Origin of the sequence: Luteimonas sp. 22616 (genome assembly GCF_052044325.1) — a bacterium.
Classification (GTDB): domain Bacteria; phylum Pseudomonadota; class Gammaproteobacteria; order Xanthomonadales; family Xanthomonadaceae; genus Luteimonas.
This window is the reverse complement of sequence record NZ_JBQEMW010000001.1, coordinates 2,220,278-2,236,288: the sequence shown is the minus strand read 5'-3', so window position 1 is coordinate 2,236,288 and position 16,011 is coordinate 2,220,278. Positions and strand designations below refer to the sequence as shown.

The following is a 16,011-nucleotide window of genomic DNA, read 5'->3' as shown; positions in this document are numbered from 1 at the left end:
TGGGCATGTCGAAAACCGTCATCCGTGGCACGCTCGCCCTCGGTCTTGCCCTCGTGCTTGGTTCCTGTGGACGCAGCGTCACCAGCGGTCCCGAGCCGGCGCCCAACCTCGAAGAGTGGGCCGCCAACGTCAAGGCCAAGCCGGCCCCGCCGCTGGATCCATTGCCGGTGATGCAGCAGTTCGAAACCTTCGAATACGCCGCCCAGGGCATGCGGGATCCGTTCAGCGATGCGTTCACGTCGCAGGACAGCGGCGGCAGTGGCCCGCGTCCGGACTCGCATCGCCGCAAGCAGACGCTCGAGCAGTTTCCGCTCGACAGCCTCGACATGGTCGGTACGATCGGTCGCGGCAACGGCGTCATCGGGCTCGTGGTTGCGCCCGACAAGGTCGTGTACCGGGTCCAGCCCGGTGTCTACATGGGGCAGAACGACGGTCGCGTGACCGACGTTCGCGAAGATCGCATTGAACTCGTCGAACTTGTGCCGGATGGCGCGGGCGGCTGGCTTGAACGGCCGGCGTCGGTTGCGCTCGAAGACAATTGATAGGGGAAGCCTGATGACCGTTACCCAAGCGCAACACCTGCAGAAGAGCCGACGCGCCATGCCCTTGCGAGCCAGCATGGTCGGTCTCGTCGCGGGGCTGGTCTCGGCCTTCGGCGCCGTGCATGCCGAGCAACCCGCCACGACCGCGTCCTACTTCGCGGTCACGCAGGCCGCCGCTCCCGTGGCGGTCGACCCGGCCAAGCAGGTGGCCGGCGGGCTGGCCGTTTCCAGCATCGATTTCAAGCGCGGCGACGGCGGCTCCGGCAAGCTGATCATGCGCTTCAGCGGCGATGGTGCCGTGCCCGACCTGCGCAAGCAGGGTTCCGACGTGGTCATCAACGTCGGCAACGCGAGCCTGTCGCCTGCGCTGCAGCGGCCGCTCAACGTCACCGACTTCGCTACACCGGTGCAGCGGATCGACGCCAGCCAGGCCGGCAGCGGCTCGCAGATCGTGCTCAGCACCAACGGTCCGTTCGAATCGATGGCCTACCAGACCGGTCGCGACTACATCGTCGAGATCGTGCCACGCGCCGCCGCGCCGGCACGCGCGGTGGGGGCGCCGCAGTCCGCGGCCCGCAGCAGCGAGGCCGATCCGCTGGAGCGCAAGTACACCGGCAAGCCGGTGACCTTCGACTTCCAGAACATCGCCGTGCGCACGGTGCTGAAGCTGATCGCCGACGAATCGCACCTGAACATCGTGGCCTCCGACTCCGTGCAGGGCGACGTGACCCTGCGCCTGGACAACGTGCCGTGGGACCAGGCGCTGGACATCGTGCTGCAGGCCAAGGGGCTGGACAAGCGTCGCAGCGGCAATGTGGTCTGGGTCGCGCCGCAGTCCGAGATCGCTGGTTATGAGCAGGCCAAGGCCACAGCGCGAATCCAGCTCGAGGAAAGCGCCGAAATGGTGACCGAGTACATCCCGGTCAACTATGGCAGTGCCGAGGATATCGCCAAGCTGCTGACGGAAGAAAGCAAGGGCGGTGTTGGTGGTGGTGGTGCGCAGGCCGGCGGAGGCGCCCAGAGCCGCGGCTTTCTGTCGTCCCGCGGCAGCATCAGCTTCGACCGTCGCACCAACACCCTGCTCGTGATCGACATCCCGGAGCGCGTCGGCAACATCAAGAGCCTGGTCAGCCAGCTCGACCGTCCGGTCGACCAGGTGGTGATCGAGGCCCGGATCGTGATCGCGACCGAATCGTTCGCGCGCGAGCTGGGCGCGAAGTTCGGCATCAACGGCGCGACTGGCAAGCCGGGTGACCGTAGTTCGCTGGGCTTCGGCGGTAACGCCGACGTATCCGGCAAGAACGCGGTCAATCGTGGCGACGCCGTGATGAATGGCGATCGCAGCTTCGAAGCCGTACGCGGAATGAACGTCAACCTGCCGGCCACGCTCGCGGGCGCTGGTTCGTTCGCGCTGTCGATCCTCAACGCCGGCTACCTGCTCGATATCGAGCTGTCGGCGCTGCAGACCGAAGGCCGCGGCGAGGTCATCTCCAACCCGCGCGTGGTCACGAGCAACCAGAAGGAAGCGGTGATCACCCAGGGCCGCGAGATCGGCTACATCACCGTGACCGGCGGCCAGAGCAACAACGTGCCGACCGTGCAGTTCAAGGAAGCGCTGCTGCAGCTCAAGGTGACGCCTACCATTACCAATGACGGCCGCGTGTTCCTCAACATGTTCGTGACCAAGAACGAGCAGGACGGCCGCGTGGACCTGGGCGACTTCGGCTACGTGCCCACCATCGCCCGTCGCGAGGTCAACACCGCGGTGCTGGTCGACGACGGGCAGACGGTCGTGATCGGCGGCGTCTACGAGTTCAAAGACAGCAACGACGTGTCCAAGATCCCGTTCCTTGGCGACATTCCCTTCCTTGGCAACCTGTTCAAGAAGAAGACGCGCAACAAGGAAAAGGCGGAGCTGCTGGTGTTCGTCACACCGAAGATCCTGCGGGTCGCGCAGCGCAACTGATCGTCCTCGCCAGGACGGACCAACGGGGCCTTCGGGCCCCGTTTCCGTTTTCGACGGAACACCGATCCGGTGCGAGGCATGCCGTCGGGGTTCGCCCTGTCGCCAAGCGACCCTGACGGTCGATGTTGCAGCCGGCGCCGACCTGAACGTTGCCCGGAACCATGGGGTCGCACTTCGGTCAAACTGGGCCCGACGCCAGCCGGGCGCCGCCGCATGGTCGATCCATGGATACACCCAGCCACGACACTTCACGCCTGCACGGCCTGTTCACGGCCTTGCGCGACGACCTCTCGACGCAGATCGTCGGCCAGTCCGAGCTGGTCGAGCGGCTGCTGATCGCGCTGCTGGCGGACGGGCACCTGCTGGTCGAAGGCGCACCCGGCCTGGCCAAGACCACGGCGATCCGGGCACTGGCCGCGCGCGTCGAGGCCGACTTCGCGCGGGTCCAGTTCACGCCGGACCTGCTGCCGGCCGACCTCACCGGGACCGAGGTCTGGCGCCCGCAGGATGGGCGGTTCGAATTCCAGCCCGGTCCGATCTTCCACTCGGTGCTGCTGGCCGACGAGATCAACCGCGCGCCGGCCAAGGTGCAATCGGCGCTGCTCGAGGCGATGGGCGAGCGCCAGGTCACGGTGGGCCGCCAGACCTATGCGTTGCCGCCGCTGTTTCTGGTGATGGCGACGCAGAACCCGATCGAGCAGGAGGGCACGTTCCCGCTGCCGGAAGCGCAACTCGACCGGTTCCTCATGTACGTGCGCATCGGTTACCCGGCGGCGGATGCCGAAGGCGAGATCCTGCGACTGGCGCGCGAGCGTGCCAGGCAGAACCTGCAGGTCGAGGGCCCGGCCGTGGAACGGATCTCGCAGGCCGATGTGTTCGCCGCGCGCGCCGCGGTGCTCGACCTGCACCTCGCGCCGCAGCTGGAGCGCTACCTGATCGAGCTGGTACTGGCCTCGCGCGACGCGGCACGCTACGACCCGGCACTGGCGCGGCGTATCAGCTGGGGGGCAAGCCCGCGCGGCTCGATCGCGCTCGAACGCTGCGCGCGTGCGCGCGCCTGGCTGGCGGGCCGCGATTTCGTCACCCCGGACGACATCCGCGCGATCGCGCCGGACGTACTGCGCCATCGCGTGCTGCCCAGCTACGAGGCCACCGCGGAAGGCTGGGACGGCGACCGCCTGGTCGCCGGGCTGCTCGACAAGGTGCCATTGCCGTGAACGCCGGGACCGGGAGCCAGGCACCTGTTCCGGCAAGCGACGGCATCGTTCCCGCGCTTGCCGAACTGGTCGTGCTGCGTGCCACCGCACCGCGAACCTGGATCGTGCCGGCGCCGTTCGATGTGTTGCCAGAACACTCGGGGCAATGCCGCCGTCGGGGGCATTGCGCTGACCTGCGATTGACGCGATGAGCGACGGCATCGTCCCCACGCTGGCTGAACTGGTCGCGCTACGTGCCGCCGCGCAAGGCCGGCGGCCGCCGCGGCGCGGACGCCACGGCGTGAGCGGGCAGGCGCCGTCGCCGCTGCGCGGGCGCGGCATGGAATACGCCGAGTCGCGCGAGTACGCGATCGGCGACGACGCGCGCCACATCGACTGGCGGCTCACCGCGCGCAGCGGCAAGCCGCACACCAAGCTGTTCCAGGCCGAGCGCGAACGGTTGACGCTGATCGTCGCCGACACTGCGCCGGCGCTGTACTTTGGCACCCGGGTGCGCTTCAAGTCGGTGCAGGCCGCGCGCGCGGGTGCGGTTGCCGCCTGGGCAGCGGTGCGCGACGGCGACCGGATCGCGGCGCTGCGCGGCAGCCTGTCCGAACCGCCGGTGCCACCGGCGGCGGGGCCACGCGGCGCCCTGCGCGTGCTCGACGCGCTGGTGCGGTGGTATTCGCACCCGCCCGCGGACGACGGCGGCCTGGCGCTCGCCCTCGACCACGCCGCCCGTCTGCTGCGGCCGGGGTCGCGGATGGTGGTGCTGGCCGATGCCGCCAGCGTCGCCGACGTGCCCGAGTCGCGCTGGCCGGCGCTGTCGATGCACAGCGAGGTCATCGTGCTGCTGCTCGGCGACCCGCTGGAACGCGACCCGCCGCGTGCGCCGCTGCCGTTCGCCACGCTGGCGAGCCGGGTGGAGCTCGACCTCGGCATCGCAGCGCAACGCCAGCGCTGGCGCAATGAATTCGTCGCTCCGATCGATGCCGCACTGGCCGCGCTGCCGGCGCGCGGGGTCCGCGTGCAGGTGTTGTCCAGCGATGCCCCTAGCGAATCCTGGCTGTCGTGGCTTGCAGGGCCGAGAGCGGCCTGATGGCGATGCAGGACCTGCCGCTGCGCGATATCCACCAGCCACCGGCGCCGCCGTGGTGGCCGCCGGCGCCGGGCTGGTGGTGGCTGGCGGCGGCGCTGCTGGTGCTGCTCGCGCTCGGCGCGTGGTGGTGGCTGCGCGCGCGGCGGCGGCGTGCGGCGATCGTGCGCTTGTTCGACGAGCGCGTGCGCGCGGCGGCCACGCCGGTCGGGCGCGTCGCGGCGATGTCCGAGTTGCTGCGTCGCGCGGCGCGCCGGCGCGATCCGGCGGCCGATCGCCTGCAGGGTGATGCCTGGCTGGCATTCCTCGATGGCGACACGAAGGCCACGAACGCGGCACGCCCGTTTTCTGATGGCGCCGGGCGCGTGCTGCTCGACGGTGGGTTCCGCCGCGAGATCGATGATGACGAAGCGGCGACACTGCTGCCGCTCGCACGCCGGCGCTATCTCGAACTGATGGCGGTGCGGCGGTGAGTGCGCTGTGGCCGGCCCTGGGCGGCGAGTGGTTCGCAGGCTTCGCCTGGCCCTGGTTGCTGCTGGCCTTGCCGCTGCCGTGGCTGGCGCGGCGCCTGCTGCCGACTGCACGCAGCGCATCGGCCGCGCTCAAGGTGCCGTACGGCGCGCGCCTCGATGCGATTGCCGGGGGTGGCGGGCTTGCGCGCGGCGGCCATGCCTCGTGGTGGCTGTGGCTGGCGTGGCTGTTGCTCTGCGTGGCCGCCGCGCGGCCGCAGCAACTGGGCGAAGCGGTGCAGCCGCCGCAGACCGGGCGCGACCTGATGCTGGCCGTCGACCTGTCCGGCAGCATGGGCGAGGAGGACATGACGCTCGGCAACGCCATCGTCGACCGACTCACCGCGGCCAAGGCCGTGATCGCGGACTTCCTCGACCGCCGTGAAGGCGACCGCGTCGGCCTGCTGGTCTTCGGGCAGAAGGCCTACGCGCTGGCACCCCTGACGCTGGACCGCGAAAGCGTGCGCCAGCAGCTGCGCGACAGTGTCGTCGGCCTGGCCGGGCGCGAGACCGCGATCGGCGATGCGATCGGCCTGGCGGTCAAGCGCCTGCGCACGCAGCCGGCCGGGCAGCGCGTCCTCATCCTGCTCACCGACGGCGTCAGCAATGCCGGCCAGCTCGAGCCGGTCAAGGCCGCCGAACTCGCGCGCGACAACGGCGTGCGCGTGCACACCATCGCATTCGGCGGCGAGGGGGGCGAGGTGTCGGTGTTCGGCTTCCGCCTGCCGGCGCCGGGCGGCGACGACAGCATGGACGAGGCCACCCTCAAGCGCATCGCCGACATCACCGGCGGCCGCGCGTTCCGCGCACGCGACACCGCCGAGCTGGCGGGCATCTACGCCGAGATCAATCGCCTCGAGCCGGTGCAGCGGCCGGGCGAGCGCGTGCAGCCGCGGCTGGAACGCTATCCATGGCCATTGGCGGCTGCCCTCCTGTGTGGCCTGCTGGGCTTCGTGCTGCCGCGCGGCGGCGCGCGGATGCGGCTGCGGCAGGGCGGCACGACGTGAACCCGCAGATGTTCGCGCAGGCATTCGATGCGCTGCATTTCCTGCGCCCGCAGTGGCTGTGGGCGTTGCTGGCGTTGCCGCTGCTGGCATGGGCCTGGCGGCAGCGTCGACGGCGCGACAACGTGTGGCGTGGCGCGGTGGATGCGCACCTGTTGCCGCACCTGCTCGATCGCGGCGAAGGCCGGCGTGGCGTCGTCGCACTGTGCGCGCTGCTGGCCGGCTTCGGCATCGCGGTGCTGGCGCTGGCGGGGCCGAGCTGGCGCCAGGGCGAGCAGCCATTGCTGCAGGGCGAGGCGCCGCTGGTGGTCGCGCTCGACCTGTCCAGCGCAATACTCGCCAGCGACCTGCCGCCATCGCGGCTGCTGCAGGCGCGCGCCAAGCTCGCAACGCTTCTGAATCAGCGCAGTGGGGGGCAAGTGGGGCTGGTGGTGTTCGCCGACGACGCCTATACCGTGGCGCCGCTCACGCGCGACGTCGGCAACGTCGCGCTGTTCCTCGATTCCCTCGCGCCGGACGTGATGCCCGTGGACGGCAGCCGTCCCGCGCGCGGCATCGAACAATCCGTGCGACTGCTGCGGCAGGCGGGCTTCACCAGTGGCGACATCCTGGTGTTCGGCAACCAGGGCGACGCCGCCGCACGCAGCGCCGCTGCGGATGCAAAGCGGGCCGGCTATCGCGTGTCCGCGCTGGGGCTCGGCACGCCGGCCGGCGCTGCCTATCGCACCGCGCAGGGTGCGATCGCCCACACGCGGCTGGATGCCGCTTCGCTGCGCGCGCTGGCGGCTGCGGGCGCGGGACGCTACGAAACGCTGTCCGCGGGAACCGGCGACCTCGCCGCGCTCGGGGTGCTCGATGTCCGGGCTGCCGCGCGCGACACCACCGCTGGCGGCAAGGCCGCGGTATGGCGCGACGACGGCTACTGGCTGCTGTTGCCGCTGATGCTGCTGGCGCTGTTCGCGTTCCGGCGCGGCGGCGGTTTCGCGGTCCTGCTGTTGTGCGCGTGCCTGCCCTGGCAACAGGCATTGGCGACAGAAGACGGGACGCTGTGGCAGCGCGCCGACCAGGTCCGGCATGAACGCATGCAGGCCGGCGCCGATGCCTATCGTCGCAACGACTACAAGGCCGCCGCGGAAGCGTGGCGCGCGGTCCCCGGCGCCGATGCCGCCTACAACCGCGGCAATGCGCTGGCGAGGGCCGGCCGCTACGAGGATGCGATCGCCGCGTACGACGAGGCGCTGCGCCAGCAACCGGACATGACTGACGCGAAGAGCAACCGCGAGTTGGTCGAGGCCGCGATGAAACGCAAGCCGCCGCCGTCGAAGCAGCCCAACGGCCGCGGCGACAAGGACAAGACGCCCGACAGCGGCAAGCCGAACGACGGCAAGTCCAGTCCGGACGAGGATTCAGGCCAGCAGTCGCCATCGCCTTCCGGCAACGGGCCGCAGGAGGCGCAGGACAAGTCCGACGACGGAAAGCCACGGGACAGCGACGACGGCCAGCAGCCGCCCTCGTCACAACAGGCGCCACCGAAACCCGACAACGCCGAAGCCCAGCGCAAGGCCGATGCCGAGCAACGCGCGCGCATGCAGCAGGCGCTGCAGCGCGAATCACGACAGGGCGAGCGCGGCGATGACGGCAAGCCGCAGGCCGACGAATCCGCACCGCCGTCGAACGCCGCCGAGCGCGAGAAGCAGCGCGCCAATGAAGCCTGGCTGCGGCGCGTGCCCGACGATCCCGGCGGCCTGCTGCGCGCCAAGTTCCGGCTCGAGTACGAGCGTCGCCAGCAAACCGGAGAACGCTGATGCCACGTTGGTGCACATCGCTGGCCTGCCTGCTGTTGCTGTTCGCGAGTGTCGCCGCGCAGGCGCAGACGCGGGCATGGATCGACCGCGACCAGGTCGCGCTCGGCGAAACCCTCACCCTCAATGTCGAGACCGACGACGCCCGTGCCGGTACGCCGGATTGGTCGCCGCTGGACAAGGATTTCGTCGTCAGCGGCAACAGCAGCAGTCGCCAGGTCGAGATCGTCAACGGCAAGGCCAGCACCCGGATGCTGTTCGCCGTCGCCCTGCAGCCGCGGCGCGAAGGCTTGTTGACGGTGCCGGCGCTGACCGTCGGCAGCCACCGGACGCAGCCGCTGTCGCTGACCGTGACCAGCGCAGCGCCGCCGGCGCGCGCAGGCAGCGCCGCGTTCATCGAGGCGCAGCTCGACGACGAGACTCCCTACGTGCAGCAGACCGTGGGTTACACGCTGCGCCTGTACTACGCCACGCCGCTGGTGTCCGGCCAGCTCGACCAGGCCACGCCCGATGGCGCCTCGCTGCAGCGCGTCGGCAGCGACCTGCAATACACGCGCCAGGTGGGTGGCAAGCGCTACACGGTGGTCGAGCGCCGTTTCCTGCTGGTGCCCGAGCGCAGCGGGCCGCTGACGATTCCCGGCGCGCGCTTCAGCGGGCGCAGCACCGGCGGCTTCTTCGACGACATGTTCGGCGACGGCTCGCGCGAGCTCAGTGCCAACGGCGCGCCGCGCTTCGTCACCGTGCGCCCGGTGCCCGCCAGGGCGCCGCAGCCGTGGCTGCCGCTGCGCGGGCTGGGCCTGCGCTACGTTGCCACGCCGCAGCGCGTGCGCGCCGGGGAGGCAGCGACGGTCACCATCGAAGCGCGTGCCGATGGCGCCACCGCAGCGCAGTTCCCCGACATCGAGCTGCCGGCGATCGACGGCGCGCAGGTGTTCGCCGAACCCGCGCAGACCGACGAGACCTTCGACGACGGCCGGCCGAAGGTCACGGTGACACGCAAGTTCTCGATCGTGCCCACGCGCGCGGGCGCGCTGCGCATCCCCGGCCCGCGCATCGCGTGGTGGGATGTGCGCGCTGCCGCGCCGCGCACCGCGTCTCTGCCCGACCTGCAATGGCAGGTCGCGCCGGGCGCGGCAGGCAGTGGCGCGCCCGCTGCCGCGGCGGATAGCGCGAACAATGGCCTGGCCTCTGACGAAAGCGCCGCGCGCCTGCCTGGTGTGCAGGGCGATGCGCGGATCTGGGCCTGGGCCACCGCCGGCTTCGCGCTGCTGTGGCTGGCCACGCTGGTGTGGGCGCTGCAGCGCAGGACGCAACCGTCCCCGCAGGCAGTGGACAGCGCTCCGGCACACGCCGTCGCGGCACGCGCCGACCTGCGTGACCTCAAGCGCGCGCTCGACAGTGGCGACTTCGGTGACGTCGCCGACGTGCTGTGCGCAATGGCCAAGCCACCCGCCGCCGATCTCGATGCCGTGCGCGAGCGTCTGGACGATGCCGCGCAGCGCGACGCCGTCGCCGAACTGCAGCGCGCGCGCTGGGGCGATGGCGATGGCCCGGCCGCGCGCGCCAGCCTGCGCGCGGCGTTCGCGTCCGGTCCACGCTGGCGCAGTCGCGCGGCGACCGCAACCGACGAGCCGCTGCCGCCGCTGTACCCGCACGGATAATGCGCGCGCTGGCGCGCGAAACTGGATGATTCCGGCCGGTCGGCGTTCATTCGCGCACCATGCGATCCGTTCCTGCAGACAGGCCGAAGCGGCACCGCCGATGGCTCAAGACCCGGTTTGCTAAGCTCCGGACCTTCCCGCGCCACGAGCGAAAACGCCCATGACCGACCCGACGACGCCCGCCAAGGCGGCCATGCCGCTGCACTGGAAGATCGGCATCGGCTTCTTCCTGGGCCTGGCCATCGGTCTGCTCGTGTACTACACGGGGCTGCACGACTGGACGCCGGTCGACCTGACGTCCGCCGCGTGCGTGGCCGGCGAGCCGGCCTGGTACTGCCGCCCGGTGGTCGACCTGTTCGTGCACGGCGTCACCCAACCCGGTGGCCGTCTGTTCCTGTCGCTGATCTTCATGCTGATCGTGCCGCTGCTGTTCTCGGCGCTGGTCACGGGCGTTTCGGAGATGGGCGACATCCGCTCACTCGGCCGCATCGGCTGGCGCACGCTGGCCTACACCATCGGGCTGTCGGGAATCGCGGTGTTGCTGGGGTTGGTGATGGTCAACGTGTTCAAGCCGGGCGCCGGCGTGGACCCGGTGCTCGCGCAGCAACTGCTCAGCGAAGGCGCGGAGCGCGCGCAGGCGATCGTGCAGGACAGCAAGGGCCAGGCCAGCGGCATCGACATGCTGCTGTCGATCGTGCCGGACAACGTGGTCGGCGCCGCGTCCAGCAACGCTTCGATCCTCGCGCTGATGTTCTTCGCGCTGATGTTCGGGGTCGGCATCGTGATCAGCAAGACGACGCCGGGCATCGAAACGCTGCGTCGCGGCATCGAAGGCCTGTTCGAAGTCTCGATGACCCTGATCGGGCTGGTGATCCGGCTGGCGCCATACGCCGTGTTCTGCTTCATGTTCAACCTCGCCGTACTGTTCGGCTGGGAACTGCTGGTGCGGCTGGGCTGGTACGTGCTGGTGGTGTTCGGTGCGTTGGTGATCCACATGGTGGTGGTGTACTCGCTGGCGCTGAAGTTCGTCGGTGGCTATTCGCCGGTGAAGTTCTTCAAGGGCGTGCAGGAAGCGATGCTGATGGCGTTCTCCACGGCATCGAGCAACGCGACGCTGCCGACGGCGCTGCGCGTGGCCGACGACGAGCTGGGCCTGCCCAGGCGCGTGTCGCGCTTCGTGCTGACCATCGGCGCCACGGCCAACCAGAACGGCACCGCGTTGTTCGAAGGCGTGACCGTGATCTTCCTCGCCCAGTTCTTCGGCGTGGAGCTCTCGATCGGCCAGCAGGTGATGGTGATGCTGGTCTGCATCCTCGGCGGCATCGGCACCGCCGGCGTGCCGTCCGGCTCGCTGCCGGTGGTCGCGCTGATCTGCGCGATGGTCGGCGTGCCGCCGGAAGGTATCGGTCTGATCCTGGGCGTGAACCACTTCCTCGACATGTCGCGCACGGTGGTCAACGTCACGGGTGACCTGGGCATCGCGGCGATGGTTTCGAAGGGGGAACCGGAGACCACCATGCTCGACACTGCCGCCGCGCGGGATTCCGGGGCGTAACGAGGAGCTCCGCTTCGCCGACTTTCAAAGGTGCCTCGCCCGATTCGGCAGCGATTGATCGCGGGCCGCGTCGCGACCTGACGGTGCCCGAGGCGTCCGGCAGGTGTCCGGGGCGAATGTCCCCCGGCATCCGCCTGCGGCGAATGCCTCCTTCTTGATTTCACCCCGAACGCCTGCCAGCAGCCCAGGCATCGCGGGCTTGCCAGAAAACAGCGAAACAGGGCCTGCGCTTTCCGCTTGGGGACATTCGCGCCAAGGGCACCCGCGCCCGGCGTCCCGCCGTCCAACGGCGAGATGCTGTGCCGTGGAGTGGGCGAGAAGTCTCTTTTGGCCCCCCGACGGACGCCGTGGGACAATACGGCGCCCGCGATTTGCCGGGTGCCGCCCCGTGACCAGCCGCCCATGACGACGCCCAGCCGCCGCGACCTCGCCAACGCCATCCGTTTCCTCGCCATCGACGCCGTGCAGGCGGCCAATTCCGGCCATCCGGGCATGCCGATGGGCATGGCCGACATCGCCGAGGTGCTCTGGAACGATTACCTGGGCCACAACCCCAACAATCCGAAGTGGTTCAACCGCGACCGCTTCGTGCTCTCCAACGGCCACGGCTCGATGCTGCAGTACGCGCTGCTGCACCTGTCCGGCTACGACCTGCCGATCGAGCAGATCAAGCAGTTCCGCCAGCTGGAATCGCGGACCCCGGGCCACCCCGAGAACTTCATGACCCCGGGCGTGGAGACCACCACCGGCCCGCTCGGCCAGGGCTTCGCCAACGCGGTGGGCATGGCGCTGGCGGAGAAGGTGCTGGCGCAGCGCTTCAACCGCCCCGAGTTCGCCGTGGTCGACCACCGCACCTGGGTGTTCATGGGCGACGGCTGCATGATGGAAGGCATCTCGCACGAGGCCGCCTCGCTGGCTGGCACGCTGGGCCTGGGCAAGCTGGTCGCGTTCTGGGACGACAACCACATCTCGATCGATGGAGAGGTCGAGGGCTGGTTCACCGACGACACCCCGGCACGCTTCGAGGCCTACGGCTGGCGCGTGGTTCGCGACGTTGACGGCCACGATGCCGACGCGGTCAAGGCCGCGATCGAACAGGCGATGGCGCACGACGACAAGCCGGTGCTGATCTGCTGCCGCACCACGATCGGCTTCGGTTCGCCGAACAAGGCCGGCAAGGAGTCCTCGCACGGCGCCGCGCTGGGCAAAGACGAAGTGGACGCCACGCGCAAGGCGCTGGGCTGGGACTACGGCCCGTTCGAGATACCGCAGCACATCCGCGACGGCTGGCGTGCCGGCAACGCCGGCCTGGTGCGCGAGGAACAGTGGAACCGGATGTTCGACCAGTACGCCGCGCGCCATCCGCAGCTGGCCGAGGAACTGGTGCGCCGTTCGCACGCCGAACTGCCCGAAGACTTCGCCGCCACGGCCGATGCCTACATCGCCAAGCTGCAGGCCGATGGCAAGGTCGTGGCCTCGCGCAAGGCCTCGCAGATGGCGATCGAGGCGTTCGCGCCGCACCTGCCCGAACTGATCGGCGGCTCGGCCGACCTGGCCGGCTCCAACCTGACGTTGTGGAGCGGCAGCAAGTCGGTGGCCACCGATGATTCCAGCGCAAACTACATCTACTTCGGCGTGCGCGAATTCGCGATGACCGCGATCAGCAACGGCCTTGCCGTGCATGGCGGCTTCATTCCCTACGACGCCACGTTCCTCGTGTTCAGCGACTACGCGCGCAACGCCGTGCGGATGAGCGCGCTGATGGGCGCGCACGCGATCCACGTCTACACCCACGATTCGATCGGTCTTGGCGAAGACGGCCCCACCCACCAGCCGATCGAACACATGGCGAGCCTGCGCTACATCCCGAACAACGACGTCTGGCGCCCGTGCGACGCAGTGGAGTCGGCGGTCTCGTGGCGCGCGGCGATCGAGCGCCGCGACGGCCCGAGCTGCCTGGTGTTCTCGCGCCAGAACCTCGTCCACCAGCCGCGCAACCAGGCGCAGGTGGCGGACATCGCGCGTGGTGGCTACGTGCTCAAGGACAGCAACGGTGCGCCGGAGCTGATCCTGGTCGCTACCGGCTCGGAGGTCGATCTTGCGATGCAGGCCGCCGCGCAGCTGGGCGACAAGGTGCGCGTGGTGTCGATGCCCAGCACCGACGTGTTCGACCGCCAGTCGGCGGCGTACCGCGAATCCGTGCTGCCCGACGCCTGCCGCAGGCGGGTGGCCATCGAAGCCGGGGTCACCGATTTCTGGCGCAAGTACGTCGGCCTCGACGGCGCCGTGGTCGGCATCGACACGTTCGGCGCCAGCGCCCCGATCGAAGCGCTGATGCCGCACTTCGGCTTCACGGTCGAGCGCGTGGTCGAGGTTGCGAACGCCCTGCGCTGAATCAGGTTCCGTAGGAGCGGCGGAAGCCGCGAAGCTTTTCCGGTAAAGCTATCGCGGCTTCCGCCGCTCCTACGGGTCCGCCACGTGCCGCGTCGCGGTAGCCCGGCCTACAGCTTTGTTCTTGCCAGCGCATGGCGCAGCAATTTCGCCTCCAGCCACTCACCGACGCCCTTCGGCGCAGTGAGCCCCATCCGCGCGATCGCCTCGTCATCGCGTGTGCTGCTCGATAGCAGCGCAGCAGCAATCGTGCGCGCCTTCCCACCGGCGCTGCCGGTGCGGGCCTTCAGCCAGCCCAGTGCCTCGAGCAGGCGTTGCTCGACTTCGGTGAAGTCGCTGCCCAGCGGGTAATCCGGCAGCGTGCCGTCGCTGCGGAACGGCGCCAGCGCCTCGTGCAGGTGTTCCGGCGTATTGCGCAACCATGCCGGCGGAATCGCGAAATCGGCGCGCAGCTTGCGGTCGCGCTTCGCGGTGTCGAGCAGCCCGCGCTGGAAACGCGCTTCGGTGATGCCGGCCATCGCGATCACGCAGTCCTCGTCGTTTCTGCCGCGCAGGTCGGCGATGCCGTATTCGTCGATGTAGATGTCGCGCAGGTGGCGCGGGATCGTGCAGTGGCCGTAGTTCCAGCGGATGTTGGACTGCACCTTGCCGCCGGCATCGCGGGTGGCGCGCAGCAGCAGCACCGAACGCGCGTCGGGCAGGGCGTGCGCCATCGCCACGAAGTTGTACTGGCCGCCGACGCCGGAGACCACGCGTCCGTCTTCCAGGCCATCGGACACCGCCGCGCCAAGTGCGGTGGCCATCATGCAGGTGTTGAAGAAGCGCGACTCCCGTCGCTGCGCGCGCTCAAGCATCTCGTTGCCGCCGTACAGTTCGTTGACTTCGCTGACCGGGCGCATGCCGATGCCGCGGCGGGTGCCGTCGTCGAGGTCGCGCAACCAGTCGTAGAACGCCTGCGAGCCGAGATAGAACGCGCCGTGCAGGAACTCGCCGTCGCGGTCGAGCAGTTCGCGGTCCAGCTCGCTGGCGCTGCCGTCGTTCACGCGCTGCATCAGCGGCAGTTTGTCGACCACCTTGCGCCGCATCACGCCGCGCTCGACCAGCAGCTTGAAGCCCTCGTTGATCATCTCGCTGCAGCCGTACAGGCCCTGCTCGAATGGCCCCAGGCCGCCGCTGGCGACCACGGCGGGATGGCGTTCGAGCTCGGGATCCAGCGCGTGGAGCACGCGCCGGTAGCCGGCGTTGTCGGTGTGGCGCAACACGAGTGCATGGCACAGCGCATCCGACAGCGCGCCGATGCCGACCTGTAGGGTGCCGCCGTCGCGCACGAGGGCGCTGGCGTACAGGCCGATGGCGTGGTCGGCGTCGCCAACCGGCTGCCGCGGCAGCGCGAACAGCTTCGGGTACGGCGCCGGTGGCGCGACCACGATGTCGAAGAAGTCGAGCGGTACCGCCGCGGGCCCGCCGAGCCACGGCAGCAGCGGGTCGATCTCGGCCACCAGCAGCGGGCGCGGCGCGCCGGCCGCGGCGAGGGCGGCGAGTGCGTCGAAGGTCAGGTCGGTATTCGACGACAGTGAAAGCTGCGTGCCCTCGGCATTCGCGGCGACCTTCTGCACGATGCAGTTGAGGCCGCGGTCGACCAGTGCGCGCGCGACGTGGGTGTAGTCGAGGCTCGCGTAATGGCGCTGCGCCTGCGACGAACCCAGCAGCGCGCCGGACTGCAGGTAGAACTCCTCGACCGTGATGTTGGCCGGCAGCGCATCGCGCTTCTGCGCGGCGACGTAATCCAGCCGCGGGAAGTCCTCGCCGAAATGGCGTGCCACGAACGGGCGAACGAAGCGGCCTTCCAGCCCCTTGCCGGGAGCGGGCGGATCCAGCGACAGCGCGGTGTAAAGCGCCATCGCGCGCGACGGGTCGCGTTCGACGCGTCCGTACAGCGCGTTGAGCAGCCGGTGCGGCTTGCCGATGCCGAGCGGGGCGCCGACGGCCAGCGGTCCGGGAATCCGCGCGAGCATGCGGTCGACGGCGAGGTCCAGCGAATCGAGGAATTCGGTCATCGCGGCAGGGTACGGAGCGGGGTGTTAAGGCAGGGGAGTCGCGGCACGGCCGTTTTCTGTCATCCCGCCCCCCGCGCAGGCGGGGGGAAGGATCTTTCTGCAGCTGACGGGGAGGCCCGGATCCCTCGCTGCTCGGGATGGCAGCCACGGGTGTCACGGACCATCGTTCCTACTGGCGCCATTCCCTGTTTCCGCTCCTCCCCCTTGACATCTGCCAAATTTACATCTGTAA

At 69.8% G+C, this 16,011-nt stretch carries 11 protein-coding genes; 10 read left to right on the top strand and 1 reads right to left on the bottom strand.

Translation table 11 applies throughout. From position 1 onward, the window contains the following. Positions 1-5 precede the first annotated feature (5 nt). The 10 genes from ACTJIL_RS10335 (at position 6) to tkt (ending at position 13,725) form a co-directional block, all read left to right on the top strand. Positions 6-542, top strand: coding sequence for a pilus assembly protein PilP (locus ACTJIL_RS10335; RefSeq protein WP_440755903.1), 537 nt, complete (start codon positions 6-8; stop codon positions 540-542). Between the two features lie 13 nt (positions 543-555). Continuing rightward, a complete protein-coding gene (locus ACTJIL_RS10330) occupies positions 556-2,508 on the top strand; it encodes a type IV pilus secretin PilQ (protein ID WP_440755427.1) in 1,953 nt (650 codons plus the stop codon). Positions 2,509-2,732: 224 nt separating this feature from the next. Further along, a complete protein-coding gene (locus tag ACTJIL_RS10325) occupies positions 2,733-3,725 on the top strand; it encodes an AAA family ATPase (RefSeq protein ID WP_440755426.1) in 993 nt (330 codons plus the stop codon). Between the two features lie 187 nt (positions 3,726-3,912). Continuing rightward, positions 3,913-4,803, top strand: a complete 891-nt coding sequence (locus ACTJIL_RS10320; RefSeq protein WP_440755425.1) for a DUF58 domain-containing protein — start codon at positions 3,913-3,915, stop codon at positions 4,801-4,803. Then, positions 4,803-5,273: a DUF4381 family protein gene (locus tag ACTJIL_RS10315; RefSeq protein ID WP_440755902.1), complete on the top strand. Its 471-nt coding sequence runs from the start codon at positions 4,803-4,805 to the stop codon at positions 5,271-5,273. The genes ACTJIL_RS10320 and ACTJIL_RS10315 overlap by 1 nt, the downstream gene beginning before the upstream one ends. Then, positions 5,270-6,316: a vWA domain-containing protein gene (locus tag ACTJIL_RS10310; RefSeq protein ID WP_440755424.1), complete on the top strand. Its 1,047-nt coding sequence runs from the start codon at positions 5,270-5,272 to the stop codon at positions 6,314-6,316. The genes ACTJIL_RS10315 and ACTJIL_RS10310 overlap by 4 nt, the downstream gene beginning before the upstream one ends. Before the next feature lie 8 nt (positions 6,317-6,324). Further along, positions 6,325-8,118 carry a VWA domain-containing protein gene (locus tag ACTJIL_RS10305; RefSeq protein WP_440755901.1) on the top strand — a complete coding sequence of 598 codons (1,794 nt, stop codon included), beginning with the start codon at positions 6,325-6,327 and terminating at the stop codon, positions 8,116-8,118. Next, positions 8,118-9,776, top strand: coding sequence for a BatD family protein (locus tag ACTJIL_RS10300; protein ID WP_440755423.1), 1,659 nt, complete (start codon positions 8,118-8,120; stop codon positions 9,774-9,776). The genes ACTJIL_RS10305 and ACTJIL_RS10300 overlap by 1 nt, the downstream gene beginning before the upstream one ends. Positions 9,777-9,936: 160 nt before the next feature. After that, positions 9,937-11,331 (top strand): dicarboxylate/amino acid:cation symporter, encoded by a 1,395-nt coding sequence (locus ACTJIL_RS10295; protein ID WP_440755422.1) that lies wholly within the window; start codon positions 9,937-9,939, stop codon positions 11,329-11,331. Positions 11,332-11,733: 402 nt separating this feature from the next. After that, positions 11,734-13,725: a transketolase gene (gene tkt, locus ACTJIL_RS10290; protein ID WP_440755421.1), complete on the top strand. Its 1,992-nt coding sequence runs from the start codon at positions 11,734-11,736 to the stop codon at positions 13,723-13,725. A 107-nt stretch (positions 13,726-13,832) separates the two neighbouring features. On the opposite strand, the gene ACTJIL_RS10285 is transcribed toward tkt, so the two are convergent. Beyond that, positions 13,833-15,779: an acetyl-CoA hydrolase/transferase C-terminal domain-containing protein gene (locus ACTJIL_RS10285; protein WP_440755420.1), complete on the bottom strand. Its 1,947-nt coding sequence runs from the start codon at positions 15,777-15,779 to the stop codon at positions 13,833-13,835. Positions 15,780-16,011 lie beyond the last annotated feature (232 nt).

Excerpts from the sequence above, each read along its gene's own strand:
- ACTJIL_RS10335 (WP_440755903.1), top strand. The coding sequence starts at position 6 with ATGTCGAAAACCGTCATCCGTGGCACGCTCGCCCTCGGTCTTGCCCTC.
- ACTJIL_RS10330 (WP_440755427.1), top strand. The coding sequence starts at position 556 with ATGACCGTTACCCAAGCGCAACACCTGCAGAAGAGCCGACGCGCCATG.
- ACTJIL_RS10325 (WP_440755426.1), top strand. The coding sequence starts at position 2,733 with ATGGATACACCCAGCCACGACACTTCACGCCTGCACGGCCTGTTCACG.
- ACTJIL_RS10320 (WP_440755425.1), top strand. The coding sequence starts at position 3,913 with ATGAGCGACGGCATCGTCCCCACGCTGGCTGAACTGGTCGCGCTACGT.
- ACTJIL_RS10315 (WP_440755902.1), top strand. The coding sequence starts at position 4,803 with ATGGCGATGCAGGACCTGCCGCTGCGCGATATCCACCAGCCACCGGCG.
- ACTJIL_RS10305 (WP_440755901.1), top strand. The coding sequence starts at position 6,325 with ATGTTCGCGCAGGCATTCGATGCGCTGCATTTCCTGCGCCCGCAGTGG.
- ACTJIL_RS10300 (WP_440755423.1), top strand. The coding sequence starts at position 8,118 with ATGCCACGTTGGTGCACATCGCTGGCCTGCCTGCTGTTGCTGTTCGCG.
- ACTJIL_RS10295 (WP_440755422.1), top strand. The coding sequence starts at position 9,937 with ATGACCGACCCGACGACGCCCGCCAAGGCGGCCATGCCGCTGCACTGG.
- tkt (WP_440755421.1), top strand. The coding sequence starts at position 11,734 with ATGACGACGCCCAGCCGCCGCGACCTCGCCAACGCCATCCGTTTCCTC.
- ACTJIL_RS10285 (WP_440755420.1), bottom strand. The coding sequence starts at position 15,779 with ATGACCGAATTCCTCGATTCGCTGGACCTCGCCGTCGACCGCATGCTC.